Genomic DNA, 24,761 nt, shown 5'->3' on the forward strand with positions numbered 1-24,761 from the left:
GTCAGCCCGGCAGGCGGCCGAGCTGACGCGCCAGCGCGTCGATCCGGTCGAACCAGCCGTCAGCCGGCACCGCGCGGATCGGCTCGCCGTGGTTGTAGCCGTAGCTCAGCAGCGCAACCGGGCAGCCGGCGCCGCGCGCGGCCTCGGCGTCGTTGCGCGAGTCGCCGATCATCAGCGTGCGCGCCGGGTCGGTCCCGAGGGCCCGGCAGGTCTCGACCAGCGGCATCGGGTCGGGCTTCTTGCGGGCAAAGCTGTCGCCGCCGAAGGCCAGCTCGAAGAAGCCGTCCAGCCCCTTGGCCGCCAGCAGCGGCCGGGCGAAGTCCAGCGGCTTGTTCGTCAGGCAGGCCAGGCGCAGGCCGGCGGCGCGCAGCCGCGCCAGGCCCTCGACCACGCCGGGATAGACATCCGAATGCTGGCCGTTGATCGCCAGGTAATGGCGCTGGTAGGCGGCCCAGGCGGCGTCGTAGAGCGCCGCATCGCCGCCGACCTGCGCCAGCGTCGAGCGCAGCAGGTGCTCGCTGCCCTTGCCCACGGTGCGCTCGACGAAGACGCGGTCGACGCCGGGCAGCGCCAGCTCAGCCAGCGTCAGATTCAGCGCGACGACGAAGTCGCCCTGGGTGTCGACCATCGTGCCATCGAGATCGACGATGGCGGCCTGGAGATCGGAGAACAGCGGCAGAGGCATGGCGAGGCGGGTGAATGCGGCAAGGGGTGAACGGTCAGCCCCGAATTGTCGGGCCTGGCGTCGCCGCCCCCGTCACCCTCGCGCAGGCGAGGGCCCACGCCGGGCACGCGTCTGAGCACGCGCGTGGGTGCCCGCCTGCGCGGGCATGACGAATGTCTGCGGGCGTCGGTGCCTGGGGGTTCCTGTGGGTGCCCGCCTGCGCGGGCATGACGAGCAAAGACACGCAGGTGCTCCGTGACATCAGCCGCACCTGCCCTGCCCCGTCACCCTCGCGCAGGCGAGGGCCCACGCCGGGCACGATCCGCGCACACGCGTGGGTGCCCGCCTGCGCGGGCATGACGGGAGGGACAAGCACCCTCCAGAGGCGGCGGACACACCCCCGCAACACCTCTTTCGGTCCGCCACGGTTTCATACGCCTCGTGCCTTGCTCCGGCCCCGGCGCTGCGGCATCTTGGGCGCATCACGACAAGATCAGGCGGCGCCGGTTCAGGACGGTGTCCGGCAGGGAGAAAAGGCATGTCATTCACAACGACACCCCCGTCCGCGCGCGGACCATGCACCCGGTCACGGCGGTCGGCCACGCTGCCGATGCTGCTGGCGCTGACCTTGTCAGGCTGCGGTGGCAGCGGCGACGAGGGCAGCATCGCCGACAGCCAGGTGGCCGAGGGCCCGCAGGCTGCGGCGCTGGCGCGCTCCGGCACGCTGGCCGGACGCACCTGGCGCGCCGGGCAGCTGCTGGAGAACGGCGGCACCGAGGTCGTCGCCTACAAGGCGGGCATGGCCGACGGCAGCGGCGCGGTGATCGCGGTCTTCGTGCAGAAGATCGGCGCGCGCTACCAGCTCCAGGCGGTGCACGGCACGCCAGGCAGCGCCCGCACCACGCCGGCGTGGACCGCGCCGGCCGTCATCAGCGGCGCCGCCGATCCGGCGATGGATCCGGGCAAGGGCAGCTGGGACCTCGGGCTGTCGGTCGCGCCGGGCGGGCGCGCCTACGCCACCTGGTTCGTGCGCCGCGCCTGCACCGCGCCCCCGCGCGTCGCCACCCCGGGCGCAACCTGCCGCCACCTCTACGGCGCCGCCTTCGACGGCAGCCACTGGGGCGTGCCCGAGCTGATCGCCGACTCGCCGCGCCAATCGGGTGCGGGCACACCGATTCCGCAGCTCGACGACAGCGGCGACATCGGCCCCCAGCAGGTCGCACTGGCCGTCGACACGCTGTTCGGCTTCCCGATCTCGACGCTGACCAGCGGCCGGCTGTTCGGCGCCAACCTGGGCAACGCGACGCTGATGGTCTCGAGCCGCGGCGTGGGCGCGCTGGTCACCAGCGGCACGCTGGCCTCGCTGCCCACCGCCGAAACACCCGGCGGCGTCAATGGCGCGGTCTACAGCCTGTGGGGCTGGTTCCTGAAGTGATCGATCGGTGAACGCAGCGTCAGCGGAGCGCGCGACAATTCCGCCATGCTCCGAATCACCGAACTCCGCCTGCCGCTGGACCACGCCGAGGACGCGCTGCGCCCGGCCATCGTGGCGCGGCTGCAGCTCGCCGACGCGGCCGAGCTGATCGACTTCCACGTCTTCCGCCGCGGCTACGACGCGCGCAAGAAGACCGCCATCGTCCTGACCTACACGATCGACTGCACGCTGCGCGACGAGGCGGCGGTCTTCGCGCGCTTCCCCAAGGACCACCAGATCCGCCCGACGCCGGACACCGCCTACCGCGTCGTCGGCCAGGCGCCGGCCGACTTCTACGCCGACGGCGGCGGCGAGCGGCACCGCCGCCCGCTGGTGGTGGGCTTCGGGCCCTGCGGGCTGTTCGCGGCGCTGATCCTGGCGCAGATGGGCCTCAAGCCCATCGTGCTCGAGCGCGGCAAGGACGTGCGCCAGCGCACCCAGGACACCTGGGGCCTGTGGCGGCGCAGCGAGCTCAACCCCGAGTCGAACGTGCAGTTCGGCGAGGGCGGCGCCGGCACCTTCTCCGACGGCAAGCTCTGGAGCCAGATCAGCGACCCGCGCCACCTCACCCGCAAGGTGCTCGTCGAGTTCGTCAAGGCCGGCGCCCCGGAGGAGATCCTGTTCGTCAGCAAGCCGCACATCGGCACCTTCCGGCTGGTGAGCATGATCGAGAAGATGCGCGCTGACATCATCGCGCTCGGCGGCGAGATCCGCTTCGAGCAGAAGGTGGCCGACCTGCACCTGGAGACGGACGCCGACGGCCTGCGCCATGTGCGCGGCGTGACGCTGGCCTCGGGCGAGCAGATCCGCGCCGACCATGTCGTGCTGGCGCTGGGCCACAGCGCGCGCGACACCTTCGCGATGCTGCACGAGCGCGGCGTCTTCATGGAGGCCAAGCCCTTCTCGATCGGCTACCGCATCGAGCACCCGCAGGGCGTGATCGACCGCGCCCGCTTCGGCCCGAACGCAGGCAACCCCATCCTGGGCGCGGCCGACTACAAGCTGGTCCACCACGCCCGAAACGGCCGCTCGGTCTACAGCTTCTGCATGTGCCCGGGCGGCACGGTGGTGGCGGCCACCTCCGAGCCCAACCGCGTCGTCACCAACGGCATGAGCCAGTATTCGCGCAACGAGCGCAACGCCAACGCCGGCATCGTCGTGGGCCTGACGCCCGAGGACTACCGCCAGGACCGCAGCGCCGCGCCCGACACGCCGGTCAACCCGCTCGACGGCATCGCCTTCCAGCGCTTCTGGGAAAGCCGCGCCTTCGAGCTGGGCGAAGGCGACTACCGCGCGCCGGGCCAGCTCGTCGGCGACTTCATCAAGCGCCAGCGCAGCCGCACGCTGGGCAACGTCGAGCCGTCCTACAAGCCAGGCGTGCACCTGACCGATCTGGCGCAGAAGGACCGCGGCTCGCTGCCGGTCTACGCGCTGGACGCGATCCGCGAGGCGCTGCCGGCGTTCGAGAAGCAGATCAAGGGCTTCTCGATGCCCGACGCGGTGCTGACCGGCGTGGAGACGCGCACATCCTCGCCGCTGCGCATCACCCGCGGCCGAGACCACCAGAGCCTGAACGTGCGCGGCCTCTACCCGGCCGGCGAAGGCGCGGGCTATGCCGGCGGCATCATGTCGGCGGGCGTGGACGGCATCGAGGTGGCCGAGTCGCTGGGCGCCGACCTGCTGGGCCTCCAGCGCCCCGTGCAGCGGCCATGAGCACCGCGCACGCCCTGCCCGACGGAACGCGCAGCGTCGAGTGCGCGGTGGCCGACTTCACGTCGGTCGCGCGCGGCAAGATTGTCGCGCGCGCCGACTTCGACGCGATGGGCGGCTGCCGGCTGCCCTCGGTCGTGCTGGGCGTGACGCTGACCGGCGGCGAGCCGGACGCGGTCTTCGGCCCGATCCTGCCCGAGGACTACCGCGACCTGCAGCTCGTGCCCGACCTGGCGACCGCCGTGGCGGTGCCCGGCCGCGGCGACCGCGTCAGCGTGATCTGCGAGCCGGCAGGCGCGCTGCCGCGGCCCGGGCGCGCGGCGCTCGACGCCAGCGCGCTGTCGCCGCGCGCCGCGCTGCGCCGGGTGCTGGCGCGGCTGGCGGCGGCCGGGCTGCGCGCCACCGTCGCGCCGGAGCTGGAGTTCTTCCTCGTCGAGCGCACGCCCGACGGCGGACTGCGCCCGGCCGGCGTGCCCGGGGGGGCGGGCGGGCGCGAGCACGCGCTGGAGATCGCCTCGCTGGAGCGCACCGCGATGTTCGCGCCCTACTTCGACGCGCTGTTCGACGCCTGCGCGGCCCAGCGCATTCCGGTCACCGGCCACGGCCATGAATCGGCGCCGGGCCAGTACGAGGTCAACTTCGCGCCGGGCGAGCCGCTGGCGATGGCCGACGCGGTCTGGCGCTTCAAGCGCCTGGCGCGCGAGACGGCAGTGCGCCACGGCTTCCTGGCCAGCTTCATCGCCAAGCCCTTCGCCGACCACCCCGGCACCGGCATGCACTGGCATGCCAGCCTGCAGCATGCCCACGGCCCGCACGCCGGCCTGAACGCCTTCGTCGACGCCCAGGGCCGCGACCGGCCGCAGCTGGCGCACTTCATCGGCGGACTGCAGGCGCATGCACCGGCGGCGATGGCGCTGCTGGCGCCGTGGGCGCATTCCTTCGAGCGGCTGCGCCGCAGCGACGCCTCGCCGACCGACGCCCGCTGGGGCGACGACGACCGCGCGGTCGCCTTCCGGCTGCCGGCCAGCAGTCCGGCCAACCGCCGCATCGAGCACCGCCTGCCCGGCGGCGACGCCAGCCCCTACCTGACGCTGGCCTCGATGCTCGGCACCGGGCTGCTGGGCCTGCAGGGCGCGCTGCCGCGCCAGGACACGGGCCCCGCGCTGCCGCGGAAGGCGCAGGACGCGCTCGACGCGCTGCACGCCAGCGCCGCGCTGCGCGAGCTGCTCGGCGAGGTGCTGGTGGACCTGTTCGTCGCGCAGCGCCGCCACGAGCTGGGCGAACGCGCCGCGCTGGCCGATCCGCACCGGGACTGGGACCTGCGCCATCTGGTCGAGCAGGCCTGACACCCAGGGCCGCATCAGCGATCAACGCGCCCCCACCCCCACAGCCGCCGTCATCCTCGCGAAGGCGAGGACCCACGCCCGCCCAGTGCGCTCATCAGCAGGCGTGGGTGCCCACCTTCGCGGGCATGACGGCATGTGCTGGGCATGACGGCATGTGCTGGACAAGGGCAGACGCCCGAGCCGGCAATCCTTCGCGCCGGATCCGGAAAATGCCACCAGGTTGCGGATTCGAACCACTTTTGCACTTCAGTCCGGCGCGGGCGCGGCGCAGTATCCGCGCCCATGAAGACGCCGCTTGCCGCCCTCCCCGCCTCGCCCCGCTGGCTGCCGGTGCTGACGGCCGTGGCCGTCCTGTCCGCGCTGCCCGCCGCGGCCACCGCAACTCCGTCCACCACCGCGCCGCCAGCGCCCGCACCGGCGGCCGAGCCCGACTCGAAGTTCAACCTCTCGCTGCACTACACCACCACCCGCACGACGAACTTCGCCGGCCGGCGCTGGGGGCTGCAGGGCAGCTGGCTGCACCGCGCGCTGCAGGACGAATGGAGCGGCGAGTTCCGCACCCAGCGCGAGGCCATCGCGCTGAACGGCGGCGAATCGACGCTGAAGGTCGACGAGGTCGACACCTTCGTCAAATGGCGCCGCGACCTGGCCGCGCTGGACGACCCGCCACGCGAAGGCGCCTCGACCTATTACAGCTACCTGTCGCCGCGGCTGCGGCGCAATCGCTTCGGCTATTTCTCGTCGTCGCAGGCGGTGCGCGCGGGGGCGGGCCGACGCTTCGCGCCGCTGGACGACCTGAGCCTGAGCCTGGAATTCGGCCCCGGCCTGCGCCTGGGCCGTGCCCGCAGCGGCGAGAACATCCGCGAGGTGGTGCTGACCGCCAGCTCGCAGCTCGACTACCGCGTCAGCGACAGCACCCAGCTGCGTCTGGCCCTGATGAGCGAGCGCTCCAGCCGCGAGCACTACCAGACCGCGGTGGCCACGCTGCGCAACCGCGTCAGCCGCCATGTCTGGCTGAAATACGAGCTGAGCTACCGCAAGGCGCTGCCGATGGACACGCTGCAGCCGGTCGGCGAGACCCGCTTCGACGCCGGCATCAGCTGCCAGTTCTGACGTCGAACACCTGGCGCAGATAGGCCAGGAAGCCGGCGTCGTCGCACAGCGCCTTGCCCGGCGTGTCGCTGATCTTGGCTACCGGCTGGCCGTTGACCCGCACCAGCTTCATGACGATGTTCAGCGGCGTCGGGCCCAGGTCGTTGCTGAGCTGGGTGCCGATGCCGAAGCCGGTGCGCACCCGGTCGGCGAAGTGGCCGTGCAACGCCAGCGCCTGCTCCACCGTCAGGCCGTCGGAGAACACCAGGCGGCGCGTGCCCGCGTCCAGCCCCAGCGCGGCGTAGTGCGCCAGCGCCTTCTCGCCCCAGACGACCGGATCGCCCGAGTCGTGGCGCAGCCCGTCGAAGAGCTTGGCGAAATAGAGGTCGAAGTCGGCCAGGAAGGCGTCCATGCCGATGACGTCGGTCAGCGCGATGCCGAGATCGCCGCGGTATTCCTGCACCCAGTCCTCCAGCGCCGCCTTCTGGAAGTCGCGCAGCCGCACGCCCAGGCCCTGGTAGGTCTGCAGGTATTCGTGCGCCATCGTGCCGATCGGCGTCAGGCCCAGCGTGCGCGCCAGGTGCACGTTGGAGGTGGCGCGGCACACGCCGGGCAGCCGCGCGGCCAGCGTCTCCAGCATCTCGCGCTGCCAGTCGGCCGAGAAGCGCCGGCGCAGGCCGAACTCGAACAGCTCGAAGGGGAAGCGCCGCGCCGCCGCCGGGTCGGCCGCCGCACGCTGCAGCCGCTCGATCTTGGCCGCCAGCCGGCGCCGGCCCTCCTCGCGCACCGCCGGCCGGTCGAGGCGGCGGAAATACAGCTCGTTGACGATCGCCAGCACCGGGATCTCGAAGCCCATCACATGGACCTGCGGCCCGCGCGCCTCGATGCACAGCCGGTCGCCCTCGGTGCGCACCGAGATGAACTCGCGCTGGAAGCGGAAGATGCGCAGGAAATCGACGAAGTCCGGCCGGATGAAGCGCAGCCGGCCCAGCCAATCCAGCTCGGCGGCGGTGAAGGACAGCGCGCACAGGTGATCGAGCTCGGCCTTGGCCGCGGCGATCAGGTCGCTCATCGTCTTCCACTTCGAGTCGGTGCCGACGGCGACGAGGAAGGTGGTGCGGAAGATCGACGCCACCGGCTCGAAGGCGCCGACCGCCGCGGCACCGCGCTGCTTGTACAGGTGTGGCACCGCGCCCAGGTGGTCGCTGTCGAGCTGCAGCAGCGTGTAGCCGTCGGCGGCCGCGCGGCGCGCCGCCTCCATCGCGATGAAGCCGCCGCCGCCGGGGCGGTTCTCCACCGTGACGCGCTGGTTCCAGAGCTTGCCCAGCTTGTCGGCCACCAGGCGCAGCGTCGCGTCCGGGCCGCTGCCCGGCGCAAATGCGGTGAACAGCGTCACCGGCTTGTTCGGGAAGTCGACCGCGCTCTGCGCCTGCGCCGGCAGGTGGACGGCCGCGGCCGCGGCGGCGCCGATCAGGGCAGCGAGAAAGGTCTTGCGCTTCATCGCCGGCCCCTCACTCGGCCGCGCCGATCGTCAGCGCGATCTCGCCCACGCCGGCCACGCGGCCGGTGATGACGTCGCCGGCCACCACCGCGCCCACGCCCTCGGGCGTGCCGGTGTAGATCAGGTCGCCGGGCTGCAGGTGGTACAGCGTCGAGAGGTCGGCGATCAGCTCAGGGATGTTCCAGATCAGCTTGTCGACGTCGGACTTCTGGCGCGTCTGGCCGTTGACCTCCAGCGCGATCTCGCCGGCGGCGATGACCACGCCGGGCATCGGCACCAGCTCGGAAATGACCGCGCCCTGCTCGATGTCCTTGGCGATGTCCCAGGGCCGGCCCTTGTCGCGCAGGGCGAGCTGCAGGTCGCGGCGGGTCATGTCCAGGCCGCAGGCGTAGCCCCAGATCAGCGCGGGCGCGTCAGCCTCGCTGACGCAAAAGCCGGGCTTGCCGATCACCACCACCAGCTCCATCTCGTGGTGGTAATTGGCGGTGCGCGGCGGGTAGGCGATGGTCGCGCCGCTCTCCACCAGCGTCGAGGGCGACTTGGTGAAATAGAACGGCACCTCGACCGACTTGTCCACCGGGCGGCCCATCTCGATGGCGTGGGCGGCGTAGTTGCGGCCGACGCAGAAGATGCGGTGGACCGGCAGGCGGGCGTCCGTGCCACGCACGGGCAGCGAGGCGACGGGGGGCGGGTTCCAGAGGTAGGTCGTCATGGCGGTGGCGGTGCGGGGTGGGAGAGAAGGAGAGAGAAGGAGAGAGAGGCAGAGGAATCGAGGATCAGGCCACAGCCTGGTCCCGCTGCTCGAGCAGGCCGAGCTTGCGGTGCAGCGGCGACTCGTCGGCGATGAAGACGAAGGCGGGCGCGTCGGCGCGGGCGTTGTGCAGCGTGACCGCGCTGAAGCCAGGCGCCACGCAGGTGTCGGCCTCGGCCAGCGCGAAGCGGCGCGGCTGCGGCGCGTCGATCTCGGCCTCGACCGCGCCCTCGATCAGGTGGAAGACGCTGGCGGGCGAGCGCGGCGGCAGCCGCAGCGTCTGGCCCGGGCGCAGCATCAGCGCGTGGAAGCCCAGGATGTTCTCGGCGTCCTCGCCGGTCTCGGGATTGACGTAGGTGAGCTGCACCGCCGCCTGGTCCGGGCGGTCCTCGGCCAGCGACTGCAGCGCCGCGCGCGCCTCGACCCAGGGATAGCGCAGCACCGGATAGCGCCGGCGGCTGTGGCCATCGCCCCCGAAGACGGGCGTCGGCACCAGCCCGGCGCGGGTGTGGGCGCGGTCGCCGCGGCCGGGCCGCTGCTTCTGGCGCTCGCCGTTGAGGTGGTAGCTGACCTCCAGGTAATGCACCAGCGGCAGGTCCAGCACGTCGAGCCAGACCACCGGCGCGTCGCCGTCGTGGCCGTGCTCGTGCCACAGGCCGGTGGGCGTGAGGATCAGGTCGCCGCGCGACATCGGGCATTTCTCGCCGTCGACCGTGGTCCAGGCGCCCTCGCCTTCGACCACCATGCGCACCGCGTTGGGCGTGTGGCGGTGCGACGGCGCCCATTCGCCCGGCAGCAGCAGCTGCATGCCCAGGTAGATGGCGCTGCTGGCCTGCATCTTCTCCAGCGTGTGGCCGGGATTGGCCAGCACCAGCACGCGGCGCTCGGCCTTCTCGATCGGGGTGAGGTCGCCGGCGCGCATCAGCAGCGGGCGGATGTCGCCATAGGCCCAGTGCACCGCCTGCGTCGGGCGGGTCGGCAGCTGGGGCGGCAGCACCGCGCGCAGGCTGGGCCACAGCGGCACCAGGTTGCGCGCGCGCATCGCCTGGACATAGTCGGCCGGCAGGTCCTCGAGCCGGCCGAGCGGGGCATCGTCTTGCATGGGCATCTCCTGAGGTGGGCGCAGAGAGGTCAGCGCCGGGCGGCGTCGAGGCAGTTGCCGACGTTCCAGCCGTAGAGCCATTCCATCGCGTCGTGAAAACGCTCGGGCGATCGACCGCGCCACAGGTCGTTGCGCACCAGGCGCTCGACGCCCTTGGCGTGATAGAGGCGCCCCATCTCGCGGCTGGAGAGCACGATGCGCGCGGTGCGGGCCACGCGGGCGCGCTGGTAGAGGTCGAGCGCGCGCGGCCAGTCGACGCCCTGGGCATCGCCGCCTTCGCGCAGCGCCTCGCCCAGCGTCACCGCATCCTCCATCGCCATGCAGGCGCCCTGCGCCAGGTACTGCGTCGTCGGGTGCGCCGCGTCGCCCAGCAGCGTGACGCGGCCGAAGCTCCACTGCGCGATCGGCTCGCGGTCGGCGGTGGCCCAGCGCTTCCAGGACTTCGGCAGGTCGATGAGCTGGCGCGCCTTCGGGCTGATGCCGTGGAAGTAGCTCTGCACCTCCTCCTTGCTGCCCTCGCGCACGCCCCACTGCTCGGTCTCGCGGCTGTGGAAGGTGACGACGACGTTGTACTGCTCGCCGCCGCGCAGCGGGTAGTGCACCAGATGGCAGTTCGGCCCGACCCAGATGCTGGCGGCGTTCCAGCGCAGTTCCTCGGGGAAATCGGCCTTGTCCACCACCGCGCGGTAGACGACATGGCCGGTCACCCGCGCCGCGTCGCCCACGAACTGCTGGCGCACCACGGACTTGACGCCATCGGCGCCGATCAGCGCCACGCCGCGCCAGCGTCGGCCGTCCTGCGCGATCACGCTCACGCCGGCCTCGTCCTGCTCGACCCGCTCGACCCGGGCCGAGGTGTGGACGTCGACCCGGCCGCTGGCCTGCGCGCCCTCGAGCAGCGACCGGTGCACGTCGGCGCGGTGGATGACCGCATAGGGATTGCCGAAGCGCGCGCGGAAGGCCTCGTCGGTCGGGATGCGGCCGACCAGGGTCTCGTCGACCGCGTCGTGCATCACCATGCAGTCGGTGTAGACCGCCCGTGCCCGCGCCTGCGGGCCGACGCCCAGCGCGTCGAAGGCGGCAAAGGCGTTGGGCCCGAGCTGGATGCCGGCGCCGATCTCGCCGATCTCGGCCGCCTGCTCCAGCACCGTGACCCGCAGGCCGCGCCGCGTCAGCGCCAGCGCCGCCGCCAGCCCGCCGATGCCGCCGCCGGCCACCAGCACGGTGTCCGGGCCCGGCTCGGCGCCAGCAGAACGAGTTTCAGACATGGGAATCTCCTCGTCAGCACGCATATCATCAGCATGCTGACGATCAGTGTAATGCTAGGATCCCTGCTCCGTGTTCGCGTGAAAACCCTCAGCCGATGCCTGATTCCGCCCCGTCGCCCCTGCCGATGCCGCCCCAGCCGCCGCTGACGCTCGACGGCCTGCCGGGCCACGACATCCGGCGGCTGCACCAGATCTCGGTGGCGATCTTCATGCAGGAGACCGAGGCCTTCGGCGTGACGCCGGTGCAGTACGCGGCGCTGCAGGCGGTGGGCAACCAGCCCGGCATGGACCAGCGCACGCTGGCGCGCACCATCGGCTTCGACACCTCGACCATCGCCGGCGTGATCGACCGGCTGGAGGCGCGCGGGCTGATGCAGCGCAACGCCTCGGCGCAGGACCGCCGCGTGCGGCTGCTGACGCTGACCGAGGCCGGCGGCGCGCTGCTGGCCGCGCTGGTGCCGGCGATGCTGCAGGCGCAGCAGCGCATCCTCTCGCCGCTGCCCGAGGCCGAGCGGGGCGAGTTCCTGCGCATGCTGGCGGTGCTGATCGCCGGCCACCGCGCGGTCGAGGACGCGCCCGGCGCCGGCTGAGTTCGGCGCACGCGGCGTTCAGTCCGCCGCCGCCGGCCGCGATCAAGGCCGCTCGACGACGACGAAGTGCTTGCGCACCAACTCGATCACCTCGAACGAGCCCTCGAAGCCGCCCGGGATCACCGCGCCCTGGCCTGCCCTCACCTCGGTGGCGGTGCCGCGCGCGGCGTCATGCAGCCGCAGCCGGCCTTCGAGCACGAAGAAATACTCGTCCTTGTGCGGCGGGAAAACGATGCGCCAGTGGCCCGGCTCGCAGGTCCAGACGCCGGCGCTCAGGTCGCCCTGCGGCGCCTCGAAGGCGGTCCAGGTCTCGCGGCGCGGGCAGCCGCTCAGGCGCCGGTCGGCGCGCGGGTGATCGACCGCCGGCGCGGTGGCCGGGTGGTTGTCGATCAGGACGATGGCGGGGGCGTCGAAGGAGGTCGAATGGGGGACGGAAGCGGGCGCGGTCATGGGCGGCGAGTATGCCGCCCAAGCGCCGCCCCGGCGTGCTCACACCCGCTCGACCACCATCGCGATGCCCTGGCCCACACCGATGCACATCGTGCACAGCGCGTAGCGGCCCCCGATGCGGTGCAGCTGGTTGACGGCAGTCATCACCAGCCGCGCGCCGCTGGCGCCCAGCGGGTGGCCCAGCGCGATGGCGCCGCCGTTCGGGTTGACGCGCGCGTCGTCGTCGGCCAGGCCCAGGTCGCGCAGCACGGCCAGGCCCTGCGCCGCGAAGGCCTCGTTGAGCTCGATCACGTCCATCTGCGCCAGGCTCAGCCCGGTCAGCTCCAGCACCTTGCGGGTGGCCGGCGCCGGGCCGAAGCCCATGATGCGTGGCGCCAGCCCCGCCGTGGCCATGCCGACGATGCGCGCGCGTGGCGTCAGGCCGTGGCGGGCGGCGGCCGCCTCGCTGGCCAGCAGCAGCGCGCAGGCCCCGTCGTTCACGCCCGAGGCATTGCCCGCCGTCACCGTGCCGTCCGGCCGCACCACGCCCTTGAGCCGCGCCAGCGCCTCCAGCGAGGTCTCGCGCGGATGCTCGTCGCGCGCCACGACCACCGGATCGCCCTTCTTCTGCGCGATCGTCACCGGCACGATCTCCGCGTCGAAGACGCCCGCCTGCTGCGCCCGCACCGCGTTCTGCTGCGAGCGCAGCGCCATGCGGTCCTGCGCCTCGCGCTCGATGCCGAATTGCTCGGCGACGTTCTCGGCCGTCTCCGGCATCGAGTCCACGCCGTACTGCGCCTTCATCAGCTTGTTGACGAAGCGCCAGCCGATCGTCGTGTCGTAGACCGCGTTGCTGCGGCTGAAGGCGCTCTCGGCCTTGGGCATGACGAAGGGCGCGCGGCTCATGCTCTCGACGCCGCCGGCGATCATCAGCCCGGCCTCGCCGGCGCGGATCGCCCGCGCGGCCGAGCCCACCGCATCCAGCCCCGAACCGCACAGCCGGTTGATCGTCGCGCCCGGCACCTCCTGCGGCAGCCCGGCCAGCAGCGCCGACATGCGCGCGACGTTGCGGTTGTCCTCGCCAGCCTGGTTGGCGCAGCCGTAGAGCACGTCGGTGACCGCCGCCCAGTCCAGGCCGGGGTGGCGCTCGATGAGCGCGCGGATCGGGATTGCGCCCAGGTCGTCGGCGCGCACGCCCGACAAGGCGCCGCCGTAGCGGCCGAAGGGGGTGCGCAGGGCGTCGCAGAGGTAGGCGTGGGTCATGGCGGGGCGCAGCCGGGGGCCGCTCAGGATCGGTTGAGGTCGAACAGGCTGGTCGCCTCGAGGTCGAGCACCTCGCGGCCAGCCTGGTTGAAGAGCTGCCAGCGCCAGCGCAGCAGGCCCAGATGCGGCTGGCTGGACGAGCGGCGCACCTGCAGCACGGTGGCGCGCACGCTCAGCGCATCGCCCGGGCGCACCGGATGCGGCCACTTCACATAGGCCAGCCCCGGCGAGGCATAGGACTCGGAGCCGGCCAGCACCGCGTCGGCGATCAGCCGCATCGCGATGCCGCAGGTCTGCCAGCCGCTGGCGATCAGGCCGTGGAAGGGGCCAGCCTCGGCCGCCTCCGGCTCGGTATGGAACCACTGCGGATCCCAGTCGCGTGCGAAACGCAGCAGCTCGTCCTGGGTCAGCACGTAGGGCCCGGCCTCGATGACCTGGCCGACGTGGAATTCGGCGAACTTCATGCGGCATCTCCGAAGCGGGGGGCTCGGCGCTGCTGCAATGCGGCAAAGCCCTCTCGGGCATCTGCACCGGCGAAGCCGAGAAATTCCAGCGCCAGCGAATGCTCGAAGGCCGGCCAGGCCGCGCGCAGCCAGTGGTTCAGGCTGCGCTTGGTCCAGGCCAGCGCGGTGGGACTGCCCGCAGCCAGCGTGCGGGCAATGTCGCGGGCGCGCTCGGTCAGCTCGGAATCCGGCACGCACAGGCTGACCAGCCCGATGCGCTCAGCCTCACGGCCGTCGAGGGTGGTGCACATCAGCAGGTGGTACTTGGCGCGCGCCATGCCGCACAGCAGCGGCCAGATCACCGCCGCATGGTCGCCAGCGGCCACGCCCAGCCGGGTGTGGCCGTCGATGATCTTCGCCCGCTCGGCCGCCACCGAAATGTCGGCCAGCAGCGCCACCGCCGCGCCCGCGCCCACCGCCGCGCCATGGATGGCCGAGACGATCGGCAGGTCGCAGTCGATCATGCCCTGCACGATCGCGCGAGCCTCGCGCATGACACGCAGCCGCGCGGCCTCGCCATCAAGCAGTTCCTGCACCAGCGCGGTGGTTCCGCCAGCGCAGAAGCCCTTGCCCACGCTGCGCACCAGGATGCTGCGCACGCCGGGCTCGGCCGCCAGCCGCGCCCAGACCGTGGCGAGCGCCGCATGGCCCGCGGCATCGGTGGCGGGCATGCCGCCTTCGGGGCCGAGCACCAGCTCGGCCACACCATCATCGCCCAGCTCGGCGTGCAGATGCGGTGCGAAATCCAGGCGCCGGCTCATCGCTGCGCCTCCGCCCAGACGCGCCGGCGCAGCCACGGGCTGACGCGGTAGCGCTCGCCGCGGTGGTGCGCATCCAGCGCGTCCAGCAGCGCGGCCACCTCGGCGGCGCGCCAGGCAGCCAGCCACTCGAAGGGCCCGGCCGGATAGTTGACGCCGAGCTTCATCGCCGCGTCCGCCCCCTCGGGCGTGCACACGCCGTGCAGTACCGCGTCGGCGGCCTCGTTGATCAGCATCGCCAGCGTGCGCGCCACCACCAGGCCCGGCGCGTCAGCCAGCGGCAGCGGCCCGAAGCCCAGCGCCGCCAGCCAGGCCGGCGCCTGCGCGCACCACGCGGCCGAGGCGCTCTCGGCCAGCGCATACGCCAGCGCGGTGCCGGGCGGCGCCGGCAGCCGCACCGGCCGGTCGAACAGCGCGACATCGCGGCAGCCGGTCTCGGCCGCCACCTGCGCGGCCGAGCGGCCGTCGGTCAGCATCAGCCGCGCGCCGTCGACCTCCAGCCCGGTCCAGCCGCTGTCGGTCACCCGCGCCGGGCCCCAGCCCTGATCGGCCAGCGCGGCGGTGGCAGCGAGCGCCAGCGCCTCGGCGATCGGGCCGGCGCCATGCACCGTGACCGCGCCGGCGCTGTCGGGCGCGCCATGCACCGCCACCGGCAGCGCCGCGCCCTCGTTCGGGTAGACGTAGAAGCCGCGGCCCGACTTGCGCCCGAGCAGGCCGCCATCGACCAGCTCGCGCTGCACCAGCGAGGGCACGAAGCGCTTGTCGAAGAAGTTGGCCTCGAAGACCGACTGCGTCACCGAGAAGTTGGTGTCGTGGCCGATCAGGTCCATCAGCTCGCACGGGCCCATGCGGAACCCGGCCGCGCGCAGGCAGGCGTCGAGCACCGCAGGCGTCGCCGCCTGCTCCTGCAGCAGCGCCAGCGTCTCGGCGTAGTACGGCCGCGCAATGCGGTTGACGATGAAGCCCGGCGTGGACTTGGCGTGCACCGGCGTCTTGCCCCAGGTGGCCGACAGCGCAAAGATCGCCTCGGCCACCGCCGGCGCCGTCTGCAGGCCGCTGACGACCTCGACCAGCCGCATCAGCGGCACCGGGTTGAAGAAGTGCATGCCGACCAGCCGCTCGGGGTGCGCCAGCCCGTTGGCGATGGCGGTCACCGAGATCGACGAGGTGTTGGTCGCCAGCACGCAGTCGGGCGCGACCAGGCCTTCCAGCTCGCGGAACAGCGCGCGCTTCACGTCGAGCTTCTCGACGATGGCCTCGACCACCAGGCGCGCGTCGGCCGCCTCGGCCAGCGCGCCGACCGGCGTGATGCGCGCGAGCGTCTGCGCGACCGCCTCGGCCGTCAGCTTGCCCTTGGCGGCCAGCGCATCCAGGCTGCGGGCGAGCTTGATCTTGGCCTCGGCGGCGGCGCCTTCGCGCGCATCGTGCAGCCACACCGGGTGGCCGGCCTGCGCGGCGACCTGCGCGATGCCGGCGCCCATCAGGCCGGCGCCCACGACCAGCAGCGGCGCGCCGGCCAGGGCGGGAGAAGACGTCATCGTCATTGCGGAATCCAGTTCGCGGGCCGCTTGCCCAGGAAGGCGGCGAAGCCCTCGCGCGCCTCGTCGGTGCCGCGCACGCGGGCGATGGTCTGTGCGGTGAGCTCGCGCACCTCGGGCGTGATCGGGCCGACTTCGAGCTGCGCGAAGAGCTGCTTGATCTCGCGCTGCGCGCCCGGACCGCCCGCGAGCAGCTCGTCGACCGCGCGGTCCACCGCCGCGTCCAGCGCATCGAGCGTCACCACCTGCTGCACCAGGCCCAGGGCCAGCGCCTCGGCCGCGCCGATGCGGGTGGTCGTCAGCGCCAGCCGCTTCGCCTGGCGCTTGCCGACCGCGTTGGTCACGTACGGCCCGATGACCGCCGGCAGGATGCCGAACTTGGCCTCGCTGACCGAGAAGCTGGCGTTGTCCGCGGCGATGGCCAGGTCGCAGGCGCAGGCCAGACCGACGCCGCCGCCCAGCGCCGCACCCTGCACCCGCGCCACGGTCGGCTTCGGGCAGGCCTCGATGCGCGCGAGCATCCCTGCGAACCGGCGGGCATCGGCGACGTTCCATTCGACCGAGGCGGCGCTGGCGCGCTGCATCCACTGCAGGTCGGCGCCGGCGCTGAAATGCCGGCCCTCGCCGGCCAGCACGATGACGCGCACGCCCTCGTCCTCGGCCAGCTGCGCGAAGGCCGCGTCCAGCTCGGCGATCATCCGCTCGTCGAAGGCGTTGAAGACCGCCGGGCGCGACATCGTCACCTGCGCCACGCCGGGGCGCGGGCGACTCAGGGTCAGGGTCGGCGGTGGCAAAGACGGCTCGGTCGTGTCGGGCATCAGGGCATCCTGGGCAGAAACCGGATCGGGCCCTATTGTTAGACCGACCGGTCGGCTAATGAATACGGGATTTGCCGGAGATCAACGCCGGCTTGGCACACCCGCTCAGTAGGTCTCGAGGTGCAGCCGGCCCTCGCGCTTCAGCGTGGCGCCCACCGTGTCCCAGTCCAGCCCGGCCTGGGTGGCGATGTCGCGCAGCGCCAGCACCACGCCCTCCTCCATCGCCTTCAGGCCGCAGACGAAGAAGCAGGCGTCCGGATCGGCCAGCAGCGCGGCCAGGTCGGCGGCGCGCTCGCGCATCGCGTCCTGCACATAGCGGCGCGGCTGGCCGGCGACGCGGCTGAAGGCCAGCTCGATGTCGATGAAGTCGCGCGGCAGGTTCTGCAGCGGACCGAAGTACGGCAGCTCCTCGGGCGTGCGCGCGCCGAAGAACAGCATCAGCCGGCCGCCCTCGAACTTGCCGCTGGCACGCAGGCGCCGGCGCCATTCGGTCATCGCGCGCATCGGCGCGGAACCCGTGCCGGTGCAGATCATGACGAGGTGCGACTTCGGATGGTTCGGCATCAGGAAGCTCGCGCCGAAGGGCCCGATCACCTGCACCTTGTCACCGACCTGCAGGTCGCACATGTAGTTGCTGGCCACGCCCCGCACTGGGCGCCCCTGGTGGTCCTCCAGCACGCGCTTGATGGTCAGCGACAGGTTGTTGTAGCCGGCTCGCTCGCCGTTGCGGGGGCTTGCGATCGAATACTGGCGCGCATGGTGCGGCTTGCCGTGGGCATCGACGCCGGGCGGGACGATGCCGATCGACTGGCCCTCCAGCACCGGAAACGGCATCGCGCCGAAGTCCAGCACGATGTGGTGGGTGTCGTAGTCGCGGCCGACCGCGGTGACGCGCACATTGCCGGTGACGGTCGCGGTGATCGTCTTCGCGGCGGCCTTCGGGCCGTAGAGATTGGTGTAGGCGTGCGCGGCCGACCACGGCGGCACGGTCGCGCCCCACTGCGCGCTGCTGAAGACGCTGGCGCCGTCGACCGCGGCCGGCAGTGCAGGCGCCACCGGCTCGACCTCGGGCGCGGCGCCGGCGGCCACGCCGGACTCGGCGAGCTGCTCGGGCGTCAGCTCGGCGGGCAGCTCGTCCCACAGCAGCTGCTCGGCCGGCGTATAGGCCCGGGCGCGCGGCATCAGCCGCCAGTTGTCGATCGAGCCGGTCGGACACGGCGGCACGCAGGCCATGCAGAGATTGCACTTGCCCGCGTCGACGACGTAGTTGCGGTCGTCGTGCGTGATCGCACCCACCGGGCAGGTCGCCTCGCAGGTGTTGCAGCGGATGCAGATCTCGGGATCGATCAGGTGCTGCCGGATGACAGCCAGGTCGGCGATGTCGGCCATGTCCACGGCGGATCTCCAGCTCGGTTCAGTTGAAGCGCACGTACTCGAAATCGACCGGCTGGCGGTTGATGCCGATGACCGGCGGCGCGATCCAGTTGGCGAACTTGCCCGGCTCGACGACCCGGCCCATCAGGCTGGCGACGAAGGCGCGATCGGTGCCCGAGGGCAGCCAGTCGTCGACACGGGCCTTCCATTCGGCCTCGGACACAACGCGGCCGTCCGGCGACACCTTGGCGCCCGAGAGCGCGCCGATGTTGCGGTGGAAGGCCTTGTGCGGCGTCTTCAGCCGGAACGGGATGCCGGCCTTCTCGATCACCTTGTTCCAGCGCTCGACGCCAGCGATCGAGTCCTTGATGTAGTCGTCGCGCAGCACTTCGTTCAGCGCGTTGAGCATCGGCACCTCCTTCTCGACGAGCTGGCCGTTCTGCACGTTCAGCACCCGGTAGGTCTGGCCGCGCAGCTGGTGGTCGTCCATGCGCTTGCCTTCTTCATAGCGGCCCTTCAGGCCGGTCGAGTAGAAGGTGGCGGCATTGCTCGACTCGTCGGCACCGAACAGGTCGATCGTCACCGAGAAGTGGAAGTTCAGGTAGCGCTGCAGCGTCGGCAGATCGATGACGCCGGCCTCGCGCAGCTTCTTCGGGTCATCGGTCTTCAGCTCGTTCATCACCTGGCAGGTGCGGTTGATGACGCGGCTCACGCCCGACTCGCCGACGAACATGTGGTGCGCCTCTTCCGTCAGCATGAACTTGGTCGTGCGCGCCAGCGGATCGAAGCTCGACTCGGCCAGCGCGCAGAGCTGGAACTTGCCGTCGCGGTCGGTGAAGTAGGTGAACATGAAGAACGACAGCCAGTCCGGCGTCTCTTCGTTGAAGGCTTCCAGGATGCGCGGGTTGTCCTTCTGGCCCGAGCGGCGCTCCAGCAGCGCCTCGCCTTCCTCGCGGCCGTCGCGGCCGAAGTACTTGTGCAGCAGGTAGACCATCGCCCAGAGGTGACGGCCCTCCTCGACGTTGACCTGGAAGAGGTTGCGCAGGTCGTACTGGCTCGGCGCGGTCAGGCCGAGGTGGCGCTGCTGCTCGACCGAGGCCGGCTCGGTGTCGCCCTGGGTCACGATGATGCGGCGCAGGTTGGCGCGGTATTCGCCAGGCACGTCCTGCCAGGCGTCCTCGCCCTTGTGGTCGCCGAAGTGGATCTTGCGCCCCTCCTCGGCCGGGTTCAGGAAGATGCCCCAGCGGTAGTCGGGCATCTTGACGTGGCCGAACTGCGCCCAGCCCTGCGGGTCCACGCTGACGGCGGTGCGCAGGTAGACGTCGAAGTCCTGCGAGCCGTCCGGGCCCATGTCGTCCCACCAGCCGAGGAAGTTCGGCTGCCACTGCTCGAGCGCGCGCTTGAGCGTGCGGTCCTCGGCGAGGTTGACGTTGTTGGGGATCTTCTCGCTGTAGTTGATGCTGCTCATGTCAGGACTCCTGGGCTGCCGTCATTCCCGCGAAAGCGGGAACCCACGAGGGGCAGACGACGGTGACGACGGTGACGGGGGGGCTTCCCGCTTTCGCGGGAATGACGGAGGGGAAGGACTGATTCAGACGCGGTTCCAGTCGAAGGCGGCCTTGTCGCCCTTGCCGTAGACCTTCAGCGCGCCCTTTTCGCCCACGGCGTTGGGGCGCTGGAAGATCCAGTTCTGCCAGGCGGTGAGACGGCCGAAGACGCGGGTGACCATGTTCTCGACGCCGTTGAAGCGCAGGTTGGCCTCCATGCCGGTCAGCGCGTCCGGGCTCATCGCCACCCGCTCCTCGATGGCGATGCGGGTCTCGTCAGCCCAGTCGATGTCGTCCGGGTTGGAGGTCACCAGGCCGATGGCGAAGGCCGCGTCGGCGTCGAGCGGCTGGCCGATCGCGGCGCGCGCAGCCGCCATCGGCGCGTCCTCGCCGTAGAAGCGACGCTCCAGGCGGCTCTGGTCGGTGGCCATCGGATAAAGGCCGAAGTTGACCTCGCCGACGGTGATCTTCGGCGCGGCGGCCTCGTCGTCGGGCAGCGCCAGGTGGTAGCTGCGGTCGCAGGCCAGCGCCAGCTCCAGGAAGGTGCCGGCGAAGCAGGAACCGGCCTCGATCAGCGCGAACAGGCTGCGCGAGGAGACATCCAGCCGGCTGAGCGTGCGGCGCAGCAGACCGGTCGTCTCGCGCACGAACCAGTGGTTCTGGTGCGCCAGCAGCGTGGCGTCCATCGCCTGCACCGCCGCCGCGTCGCCCGCGGTCTTCATCAGCCAGGTGCCGATCTCCAGCTCGTTGGTGCGCATCGACAGGATGGCGTCCTCCAGCTCGCGGGCCAGCACCAGCGGATACCAGGCCGAACCGGCGGCCTCGATGCCGGCGATGTCCGTCGGCTGCGCGCCGCTCGGGGCCTTCACCGTCCAGGTGGCGACGCGGCGGGCGCGGTCGATCTCGACAGTGACGTGGCTGTAGCGCAGCACGTCGGCCTCGACCGTGCGGTCCAGCGGGGTCAGCTCGACGCCGCGGGCATCGGCCGGACGATCGCTCTGCGCGGCGAGCTGCAGCGCGCGCTCCTGCACCCGGGCGGCGAACTGCGCCGGCTTGGCGATGTCGTCGACCAGGCGCCAGTCCTTGGCCTTCTGGCCGCGCACGCCCTCGTTGGTGGTGCAGAAGATGTCGGCCAGGTCGTGGCGCACGCGGCGCTTGTCGGTCACGCGGGTCAGGCCGCCGGTGCCCGGCAGCACGCCCAGCAGCGGCACCTCCGGCAGCGACACCGCCGAGGAGCGGTCGTCGACCAGGATGATCTCGTCGCAGGCCAGCGCGAGCTCATAGCCGCCGCCGGCGCAGGCACCGTTCACGGCGGCCAGGAACTTCAGGCCCGAATGCTTCGACGAGTCCTCGAGACCGTTGCGGGTCTCGTTGGTGAACTTGCAGAAGTTGACCTTCCAGGCGTGGCTGGAGACGCCCAGCATGAAGATGTTGGCGCCCGAGCAGAACACCTTCTCCTTCGCGCTGGTGACGATCACCGTGCGCACCTCGGGGTGCTCGAAGCGGATGCGCTGCACCGCGTCGTTGAGCTCGATGTCGACGCCCAGGTCGTAGCTGTTGAGCTTGAGCTTGTAGCCGGGACGCAGGCCAGCGTTCTCGTCGAAGTCGGCCGACAGGGTCGCGACCGCGCCCTCGAACGACAGCTTCCAGTGACGGTAGCGCGACGGATGGGTCTGGTAGTCGACGGCAGCGGGGGCCGTGGCAACAGCGTTCTGGGTCATCGGAGTCTCCTGGCGGGACGCACGATCGTGCATTCGGTGATCGGATTAATGCATCATAGTGCGTGTCATCGGGCGACGCAAATGCAATCCGGTGCATGTTCCGGAGATGACGCCAGAAATCAGGGAAAGTCCGGGGGCGCCAGCGCGATCGCTGACGGCGCTCAGCTCCGCGTCACCCCCGCGCAGGCGGGGGCCCGCCTGTCACGCCACAGGCTGATCCAGCACCTGCATCACCCGCGCCTGCAGCAGCGCGAAGGTCGCTGCCAGGTCCTGGGCGCTGGTGTCGAGCGTGAGGTCGGCCTTCTCGTAGAAGGCGGAGCGGCCGGCGAGGATGCGGCGCAGGTCGTCCATCGCCTCGCGGCTGGCCGCCATCGGGCGCAGGTCACCCTGGGCGGCGACCCGGCTCATGTGGTCCTCGGGCGTGGCCTGCAGCCACACGGTGGTGCAGTGGTTCAGCAGCAGGTTGAAGTTGGCCGCGTCCGACACCAGCCCGCCCGGCGTGGCGATGACCGCCTCCGGATAGATCTGGATCGCCTCCTCCAGCGCGCGCCGCTCGTAGCGGCGGTAGGCGTTGGTGCCGTAGAGGTTGTGGATCTCGCTGATGCTGCAGCCGGCGAAGGCCTCGATCTGGCGGCTGAGCTCGATGAAGGGATAGCCGAGGTCGTCGGCCAGCATCTGCCCAAGCGTGGACTTGCCCGCGCCGCGCAGGCCGATCAGCGCGATGCAGCGGCTGCGCTGCGCAGGCGCCGCCGCGGCGCCGTCGAACAGCCGCACCAGCGCCTCGCGCGCGCGGCGCAGGTCGGCCTCGCTGCGGTGCTCGAGCAGCTCGCGCAGCATCAGCCATTCCGGCGAGGCGGTGGTCATGTCGCCGATCAGCTCGGCCAGCGAGCACTGCAAGGCGCCCGCCACCTGCTGCAGCACCAGGATCGAGGCGTTGCCGATGCCGTACTCGAGGTTGGCCAGATGGCGCTCGGACACCTCCGACATCTGCGCCACCGCCTTGCGCGTCAGACCGCGCCGGGCGCGCAGCTCTCGCACCCGCTCGCCCAGCGCGACCAGGAAGGGGTTCTTGGCCTCGCCAGCCTCGTTGGCGGCAAGGGCGGGGCCGGCATCGGAGCGGCCGGAGTCGGGGCTGCGGGAGGTCTGCATCGCGCCTAGGGGAAACACCATGTATGCACTATATTGCTTGACACGGATCAGGGTGATAACTATCGTTTTCCAGAACGCACAATAGTGCATCCCACTGAAGCCGCCAATCCATCATGTCACAAGCCTCCTTCCGGGCCGCCTTGAGCGAACTGGCTGCCGAGCTGGCCGGCCGGCCGCTCGACGACACGCTCGATGCCTGGCTGAACCTGCACCATGGTGCAGATTCCCCCACCTTCTCCCGCCTGGCCGAGGCCATCCGCACCGGCGTGGCCGAGGGCTGGCTGTGCCCGCGCGAGGGCGGCGGCATCCGCTACGGCCGTATCTTCAAGGCGGCCGACGACCTGGCCGGCTGCTCGGTCGACGTGGTGGACATGAGCGACATCGTCGGCCCGCACCACCGCCATCCGCACGGCGAGATCGACCTGATCGTGCCGGTCGACGCCGGTGCCACCTTCGACGGCCGCGGCGCGGGCTGGTGCGTCTACGGGCCCGGCTCGGCGCACCGTCCCACCGTCGCGGGCGGGCGCGCCTTCGTGCTCTACCTGCTGCCGCAAGGCGCGATCGAATTCACCGGCGCCTGAGCCGCACCGCCATGACCGAACTGCTCCTGAACCACCTCGGCGGCCAGTGGATCGCCGGCACCGGCGCCGGCACGACGCTGCACGACCCGGTGCTGGGCGACGCGCTGGTGCGCGTGGACTCGACCGGCCTGAACCTGCCCGCCCACTTCGAGCGGGTGCGCGCCCAGGGCGGCGCGGCGCTGCGGGCCATGAGCTACCGCGAGCGCGCCGGCCTGCTCAAGGCCATCGTCGCGGTGCTTCAGGCGAACCGCGACGCCTACGACGCCATCTCGACCGCCAATTCGGGCACGGTGAAGAACGACTCCGCGGTGGACATCGACGGCGCGATCTACACCGTCGGCGTCTACGCCAAGCTCGGCGAGACGCTGGGCGACGCCCGCGTGCTGGCCGACGGCGACATCGCACCGCTGGCCAAGGGCGGCGCCTTCGGCAGCCGCCATGTGCAGGTGCCCACCCGCGGGCTGGCGCTGTGCATCAACGCCTTCAACTTCCCCAGCTGGGGCCTGTGGGAGAAGGCCGCGCCCGCGCTGCTCTCGGGCGTGCCGGTGGTGGTCAAGCCCGCCACCGCGACCGCCTGGCTGACGCAGCGCATGGTGCAGGACGTGATCGAGGCCGGCGTGCTGCCCGCCGGCGCGCTCAACGTGGTCTGCGGCAGCTCGGCCGGGCTGCTCGATGCGCTGCAGCCCTTCGACCTGCTGAGCTTCACCGGCTCGGCCGACACCGCCGCGCTGCTGCGCCGCCATCCCGCGGTGGCCGAGCGCTCGGTGCGGGTCAACATCGAGGCCGACAGCGTCAACTCAGGCCTCTTGATGCCGGGCGCCACGCCGGGCAGCGCCAGCTTCGAGCTGCTGGTCAAGGAGGTCGCCCGCGAGATGACGCAGAAGTCGGGCCAGAAATGCACCGCGATCCGCCGCGTGCTGGTGCCCGAGGCGCTCTACGGCGCGGCGGCCGAGGCGATCGGCGCGCGGCTGGCCAAGGTCACCGTGGGCAACCCGCGCAACGCCTCGGTGCGCATGGGCGCGCTGGTGAGCCGCGCGCAGTTCGAGGCGGTGCAGGCCGGCATCGCGCAGCTCCAGAGCGTGGCCGAGACGCTGCACGACGGTCGCGGTGCGGCGCTCATCGACGCCGATCCGGCCGTGGCCGCCTGCGTCGCACCGGTGCTGCTGGGCACGCGTGACCCGGACGCGCACGGCCTGCTGCACGTCACCGAGGTCTTCGGCCCGGTGGCGACGCTGATGCCCTACCGCGATCTGGACCACGCGCGAGCGCTGGTCGCCCGCGGCGAAGGCTCGCTGGCGTGCTCGCTCTACGGCGAGGACGACGACACGGCGGCCGACGCGCTGGCCGCCACCGCGCTCGACCTGGCGGCGCTGCACGGCCGCGTGCATGTGGTGACGCCGGCGGTGGCCGCGCTGCACACCGGCCACGGCAACGTCATGCCGCAGTCGCTGCACGGCGGCCCGGGCCGCGCCGGCGGCGGCGAGGAACTCGGCGGGCTGCGCGCGCTGAACTTCCATCACCGGCGCGCGGCGGTGCAGGCCGCGCCGGCCGTGCTGTCGCGCCTGACGCCGGCCGCCTGAGC

22 protein-coding genes are annotated in these 24,761 nt (G+C 71.9%); 7 read left to right on the plus strand and 15 right to left on the minus strand.

Features of this window, described 5'->3' with window-relative positions; all coding sequences use genetic code 11:
- Nucleotide 1: 1 nt before the first annotated feature.
- Nucleotides 2-685, minus strand: coding sequence for a phosphoglycolate phosphatase (gph, locus tag BW996_RS16060; RefSeq protein WP_037480500.1), 684 nt, complete (start codon nucleotides 683-685; stop codon nucleotides 2-4).
- A 589-nt stretch (nucleotides 686-1,274) separates the two neighbouring features.
- Between gph and BW996_RS16065 the strand changes: the two genes are divergently transcribed.
- From BW996_RS16065 to BW996_RS16080, 4 genes are all read left to right on the plus strand, one after another.
- Complete coding sequence (locus tag BW996_RS16065) at nucleotides 1,275-2,099, plus strand: hypothetical protein (protein WP_037480498.1); 825 nt, start codon at nucleotides 1,275-1,277, stop codon at nucleotides 2,097-2,099.
- A gap of 45 nt (nucleotides 2,100-2,144) precedes the next feature.
- Nucleotides 2,145-3,851, plus strand: coding sequence for an NAD(P)/FAD-dependent oxidoreductase (locus BW996_RS16070; protein ID WP_037480495.1), 1,707 nt, complete (start codon nucleotides 2,145-2,147; stop codon nucleotides 3,849-3,851).
- The gene (locus BW996_RS16075; RefSeq protein WP_051631791.1) at nucleotides 3,848-5,194 is read left to right on the plus strand and encodes a type I glutamate--ammonia ligase; all 1,347 of its coding nucleotides are present in this window, start codon (nucleotides 3,848-3,850) and stop codon (nucleotides 5,192-5,194) included. Before BW996_RS16070 ends, BW996_RS16075 begins: the two co-directional genes overlap by 4 nt.
- A gap of 282 nt (nucleotides 5,195-5,476) precedes the next feature.
- Entirely contained in the window at nucleotides 5,477-6,307 is an 831-nt protein-coding gene (locus tag BW996_RS16080) for a DUF481 domain-containing protein (RefSeq protein ID WP_037480491.1), read from the plus strand.
- On the opposite strand, the gene pncB is transcribed toward BW996_RS16080, so the two are convergent.
- From pncB to BW996_RS16100, 4 genes are all read right to left on the minus strand, one after another.
- Nucleotides 6,291-7,787 carry a nicotinate phosphoribosyltransferase gene (gene pncB, locus BW996_RS16085; protein WP_081838043.1) on the minus strand — a complete coding sequence of 499 codons (1,497 nt, stop codon included), beginning with the start codon at nucleotides 7,785-7,787 and terminating at the stop codon, nucleotides 6,291-6,293. The genes BW996_RS16080 and pncB overlap by 17 nt on opposite strands.
- Before the next feature lie 10 nt (nucleotides 7,788-7,797).
- Nucleotides 7,798-8,499, minus strand: coding sequence for a fumarylacetoacetate hydrolase family protein (locus BW996_RS16090; protein WP_037480489.1), 702 nt, complete (start codon nucleotides 8,497-8,499; stop codon nucleotides 7,798-7,800).
- Between the two features lie 64 nt (nucleotides 8,500-8,563).
- Nucleotides 8,564-9,640, minus strand: a complete 1,077-nt coding sequence (locus BW996_RS16095) for a cupin domain-containing protein (RefSeq protein WP_037480486.1) — start codon at nucleotides 9,638-9,640, stop codon at nucleotides 8,564-8,566.
- A 29-nt stretch (nucleotides 9,641-9,669) separates the two neighbouring features.
- The gene (locus BW996_RS16100) at nucleotides 9,670-10,908 is read right to left on the minus strand and encodes a 3-hydroxybenzoate 6-monooxygenase (RefSeq protein WP_051631790.1); all 1,239 of its coding nucleotides are present in this window, start codon (nucleotides 10,906-10,908) and stop codon (nucleotides 9,670-9,672) included.
- A 95-nt stretch (nucleotides 10,909-11,003) separates the two neighbouring features.
- On the opposite strand from BW996_RS16100, the gene BW996_RS16105 reads away from it, so the two are divergent.
- On the plus strand, nucleotides 11,004-11,498 hold the full coding sequence (locus BW996_RS16105; protein ID WP_037480480.1) for a MarR family winged helix-turn-helix transcriptional regulator: 495 nt from the start codon (nucleotides 11,004-11,006) through the stop codon (nucleotides 11,496-11,498).
- 42 nt (nucleotides 11,499-11,540) lie between these two features.
- On the opposite strand, the gene BW996_RS16110 is transcribed toward BW996_RS16105, so the two are convergent.
- The 10 genes from BW996_RS16110 to BW996_RS16155 all read right to left on the minus strand — a co-directional run bounded on the left by BW996_RS16110 (nucleotide 11,541) and on the right by BW996_RS16155 (nucleotide 22,598).
- Nucleotides 11,541-11,948: a cupin domain-containing protein gene (locus BW996_RS16110; RefSeq protein WP_051631789.1), complete on the minus strand. Its 408-nt coding sequence runs from the start codon at nucleotides 11,946-11,948 to the stop codon at nucleotides 11,541-11,543.
- 39 nt (nucleotides 11,949-11,987) lie between these two features.
- On the minus strand, nucleotides 11,988-13,190 hold the full coding sequence (gene pcaF / locus BW996_RS16115) for a 3-oxoadipyl-CoA thiolase (protein ID WP_076459007.1): 1,203 nt from the start codon (nucleotides 13,188-13,190) through the stop codon (nucleotides 11,988-11,990).
- 23 nt (nucleotides 13,191-13,213) lie between these two features.
- Entirely contained in the window at nucleotides 13,214-13,654 is a 441-nt protein-coding gene (locus tag BW996_RS16120; protein WP_037486061.1) for a MaoC family dehydratase, read from the minus strand.
- Nucleotides 13,651-14,454 carry an enoyl-CoA hydratase/isomerase family protein gene (locus BW996_RS16125; RefSeq protein ID WP_037486063.1) on the minus strand — a complete coding sequence of 268 codons (804 nt, stop codon included), beginning with the start codon at nucleotides 14,452-14,454 and terminating at the stop codon, nucleotides 13,651-13,653. Before BW996_RS16125 ends, BW996_RS16120 begins: the two co-directional genes overlap by 4 nt.
- Nucleotides 14,451-15,995, minus strand: a complete 1,545-nt coding sequence (locus BW996_RS16130) for a 3-hydroxyacyl-CoA dehydrogenase (protein WP_051632325.1) — start codon at nucleotides 15,993-15,995, stop codon at nucleotides 14,451-14,453. Before BW996_RS16130 ends, BW996_RS16125 begins: the two co-directional genes overlap by 4 nt.
- Nucleotides 15,992-16,807 (minus strand): enoyl-CoA hydratase-related protein, encoded by an 816-nt coding sequence (locus BW996_RS16135; RefSeq protein ID WP_051632326.1) that lies wholly within the window; start codon nucleotides 16,805-16,807, stop codon nucleotides 15,992-15,994. The genes BW996_RS16130 and BW996_RS16135 overlap by 4 nt, the downstream gene beginning before the upstream one ends.
- Before the next feature lie 105 nt (nucleotides 16,808-16,912).
- Nucleotides 16,913-18,196, minus strand: a complete 1,284-nt coding sequence (boxA, locus tag BW996_RS16140) for a benzoyl-CoA 2,3-epoxidase subunit BoxA (protein WP_037486065.1) — start codon at nucleotides 18,194-18,196, stop codon at nucleotides 16,913-16,915.
- Between the two features lie 25 nt (nucleotides 18,197-18,221).
- The gene (gene boxB / locus BW996_RS16145) at nucleotides 18,222-19,649 is read right to left on the minus strand and encodes a benzoyl-CoA 2,3-epoxidase subunit BoxB (protein ID WP_037486068.1); all 1,428 of its coding nucleotides are present in this window, start codon (nucleotides 19,647-19,649) and stop codon (nucleotides 18,222-18,224) included.
- Nucleotides 19,650-19,772: 123 nt separating this feature from the next.
- Nucleotides 19,773-21,449 carry a 2,3-epoxybenzoyl-CoA dihydrolase gene (boxC, locus tag BW996_RS16150; protein ID WP_037486070.1) on the minus strand — a complete coding sequence of 559 codons (1,677 nt, stop codon included), beginning with the start codon at nucleotides 21,447-21,449 and terminating at the stop codon, nucleotides 19,773-19,775.
- A 201-nt stretch (nucleotides 21,450-21,650) separates the two neighbouring features.
- Nucleotides 21,651-22,598, minus strand: a complete 948-nt coding sequence (locus tag BW996_RS16155) for a helix-turn-helix transcriptional regulator (protein ID WP_241461958.1) — start codon at nucleotides 22,596-22,598, stop codon at nucleotides 21,651-21,653.
- A 113-nt stretch (nucleotides 22,599-22,711) separates the two neighbouring features.
- Between BW996_RS16155 and BW996_RS16160 the strand changes: the two genes are divergently transcribed.
- Together BW996_RS16160 and BW996_RS16165 are read left to right on the plus strand one after the other, a co-directional pair.
- Nucleotides 22,712-23,179 carry a 4-hydroxylaminobenzoate lyase gene (locus tag BW996_RS16160; RefSeq protein ID WP_037481550.1) on the plus strand — a complete coding sequence of 156 codons (468 nt, stop codon included), beginning with the start codon at nucleotides 22,712-22,714 and terminating at the stop codon, nucleotides 23,177-23,179.
- An 11-nt stretch (nucleotides 23,180-23,190) separates the two neighbouring features.
- On the plus strand, nucleotides 23,191-24,759 hold the full coding sequence (locus tag BW996_RS16165) for a 3,4-dehydroadipyl-CoA semialdehyde dehydrogenase (protein ID WP_037481552.1): 1,569 nt from the start codon (nucleotides 23,191-23,193) through the stop codon (nucleotides 24,757-24,759).
- The last annotated feature ends 2 nt before the right edge of the window (nucleotides 24,760-24,761 follow it).

This window comes from Sphaerotilus natans (assembly GCF_900156335.1).
Lineage (GTDB): Bacteria > Pseudomonadota > Gammaproteobacteria > Burkholderiales > Burkholderiaceae_C > Sphaerotilus > Sphaerotilus natans.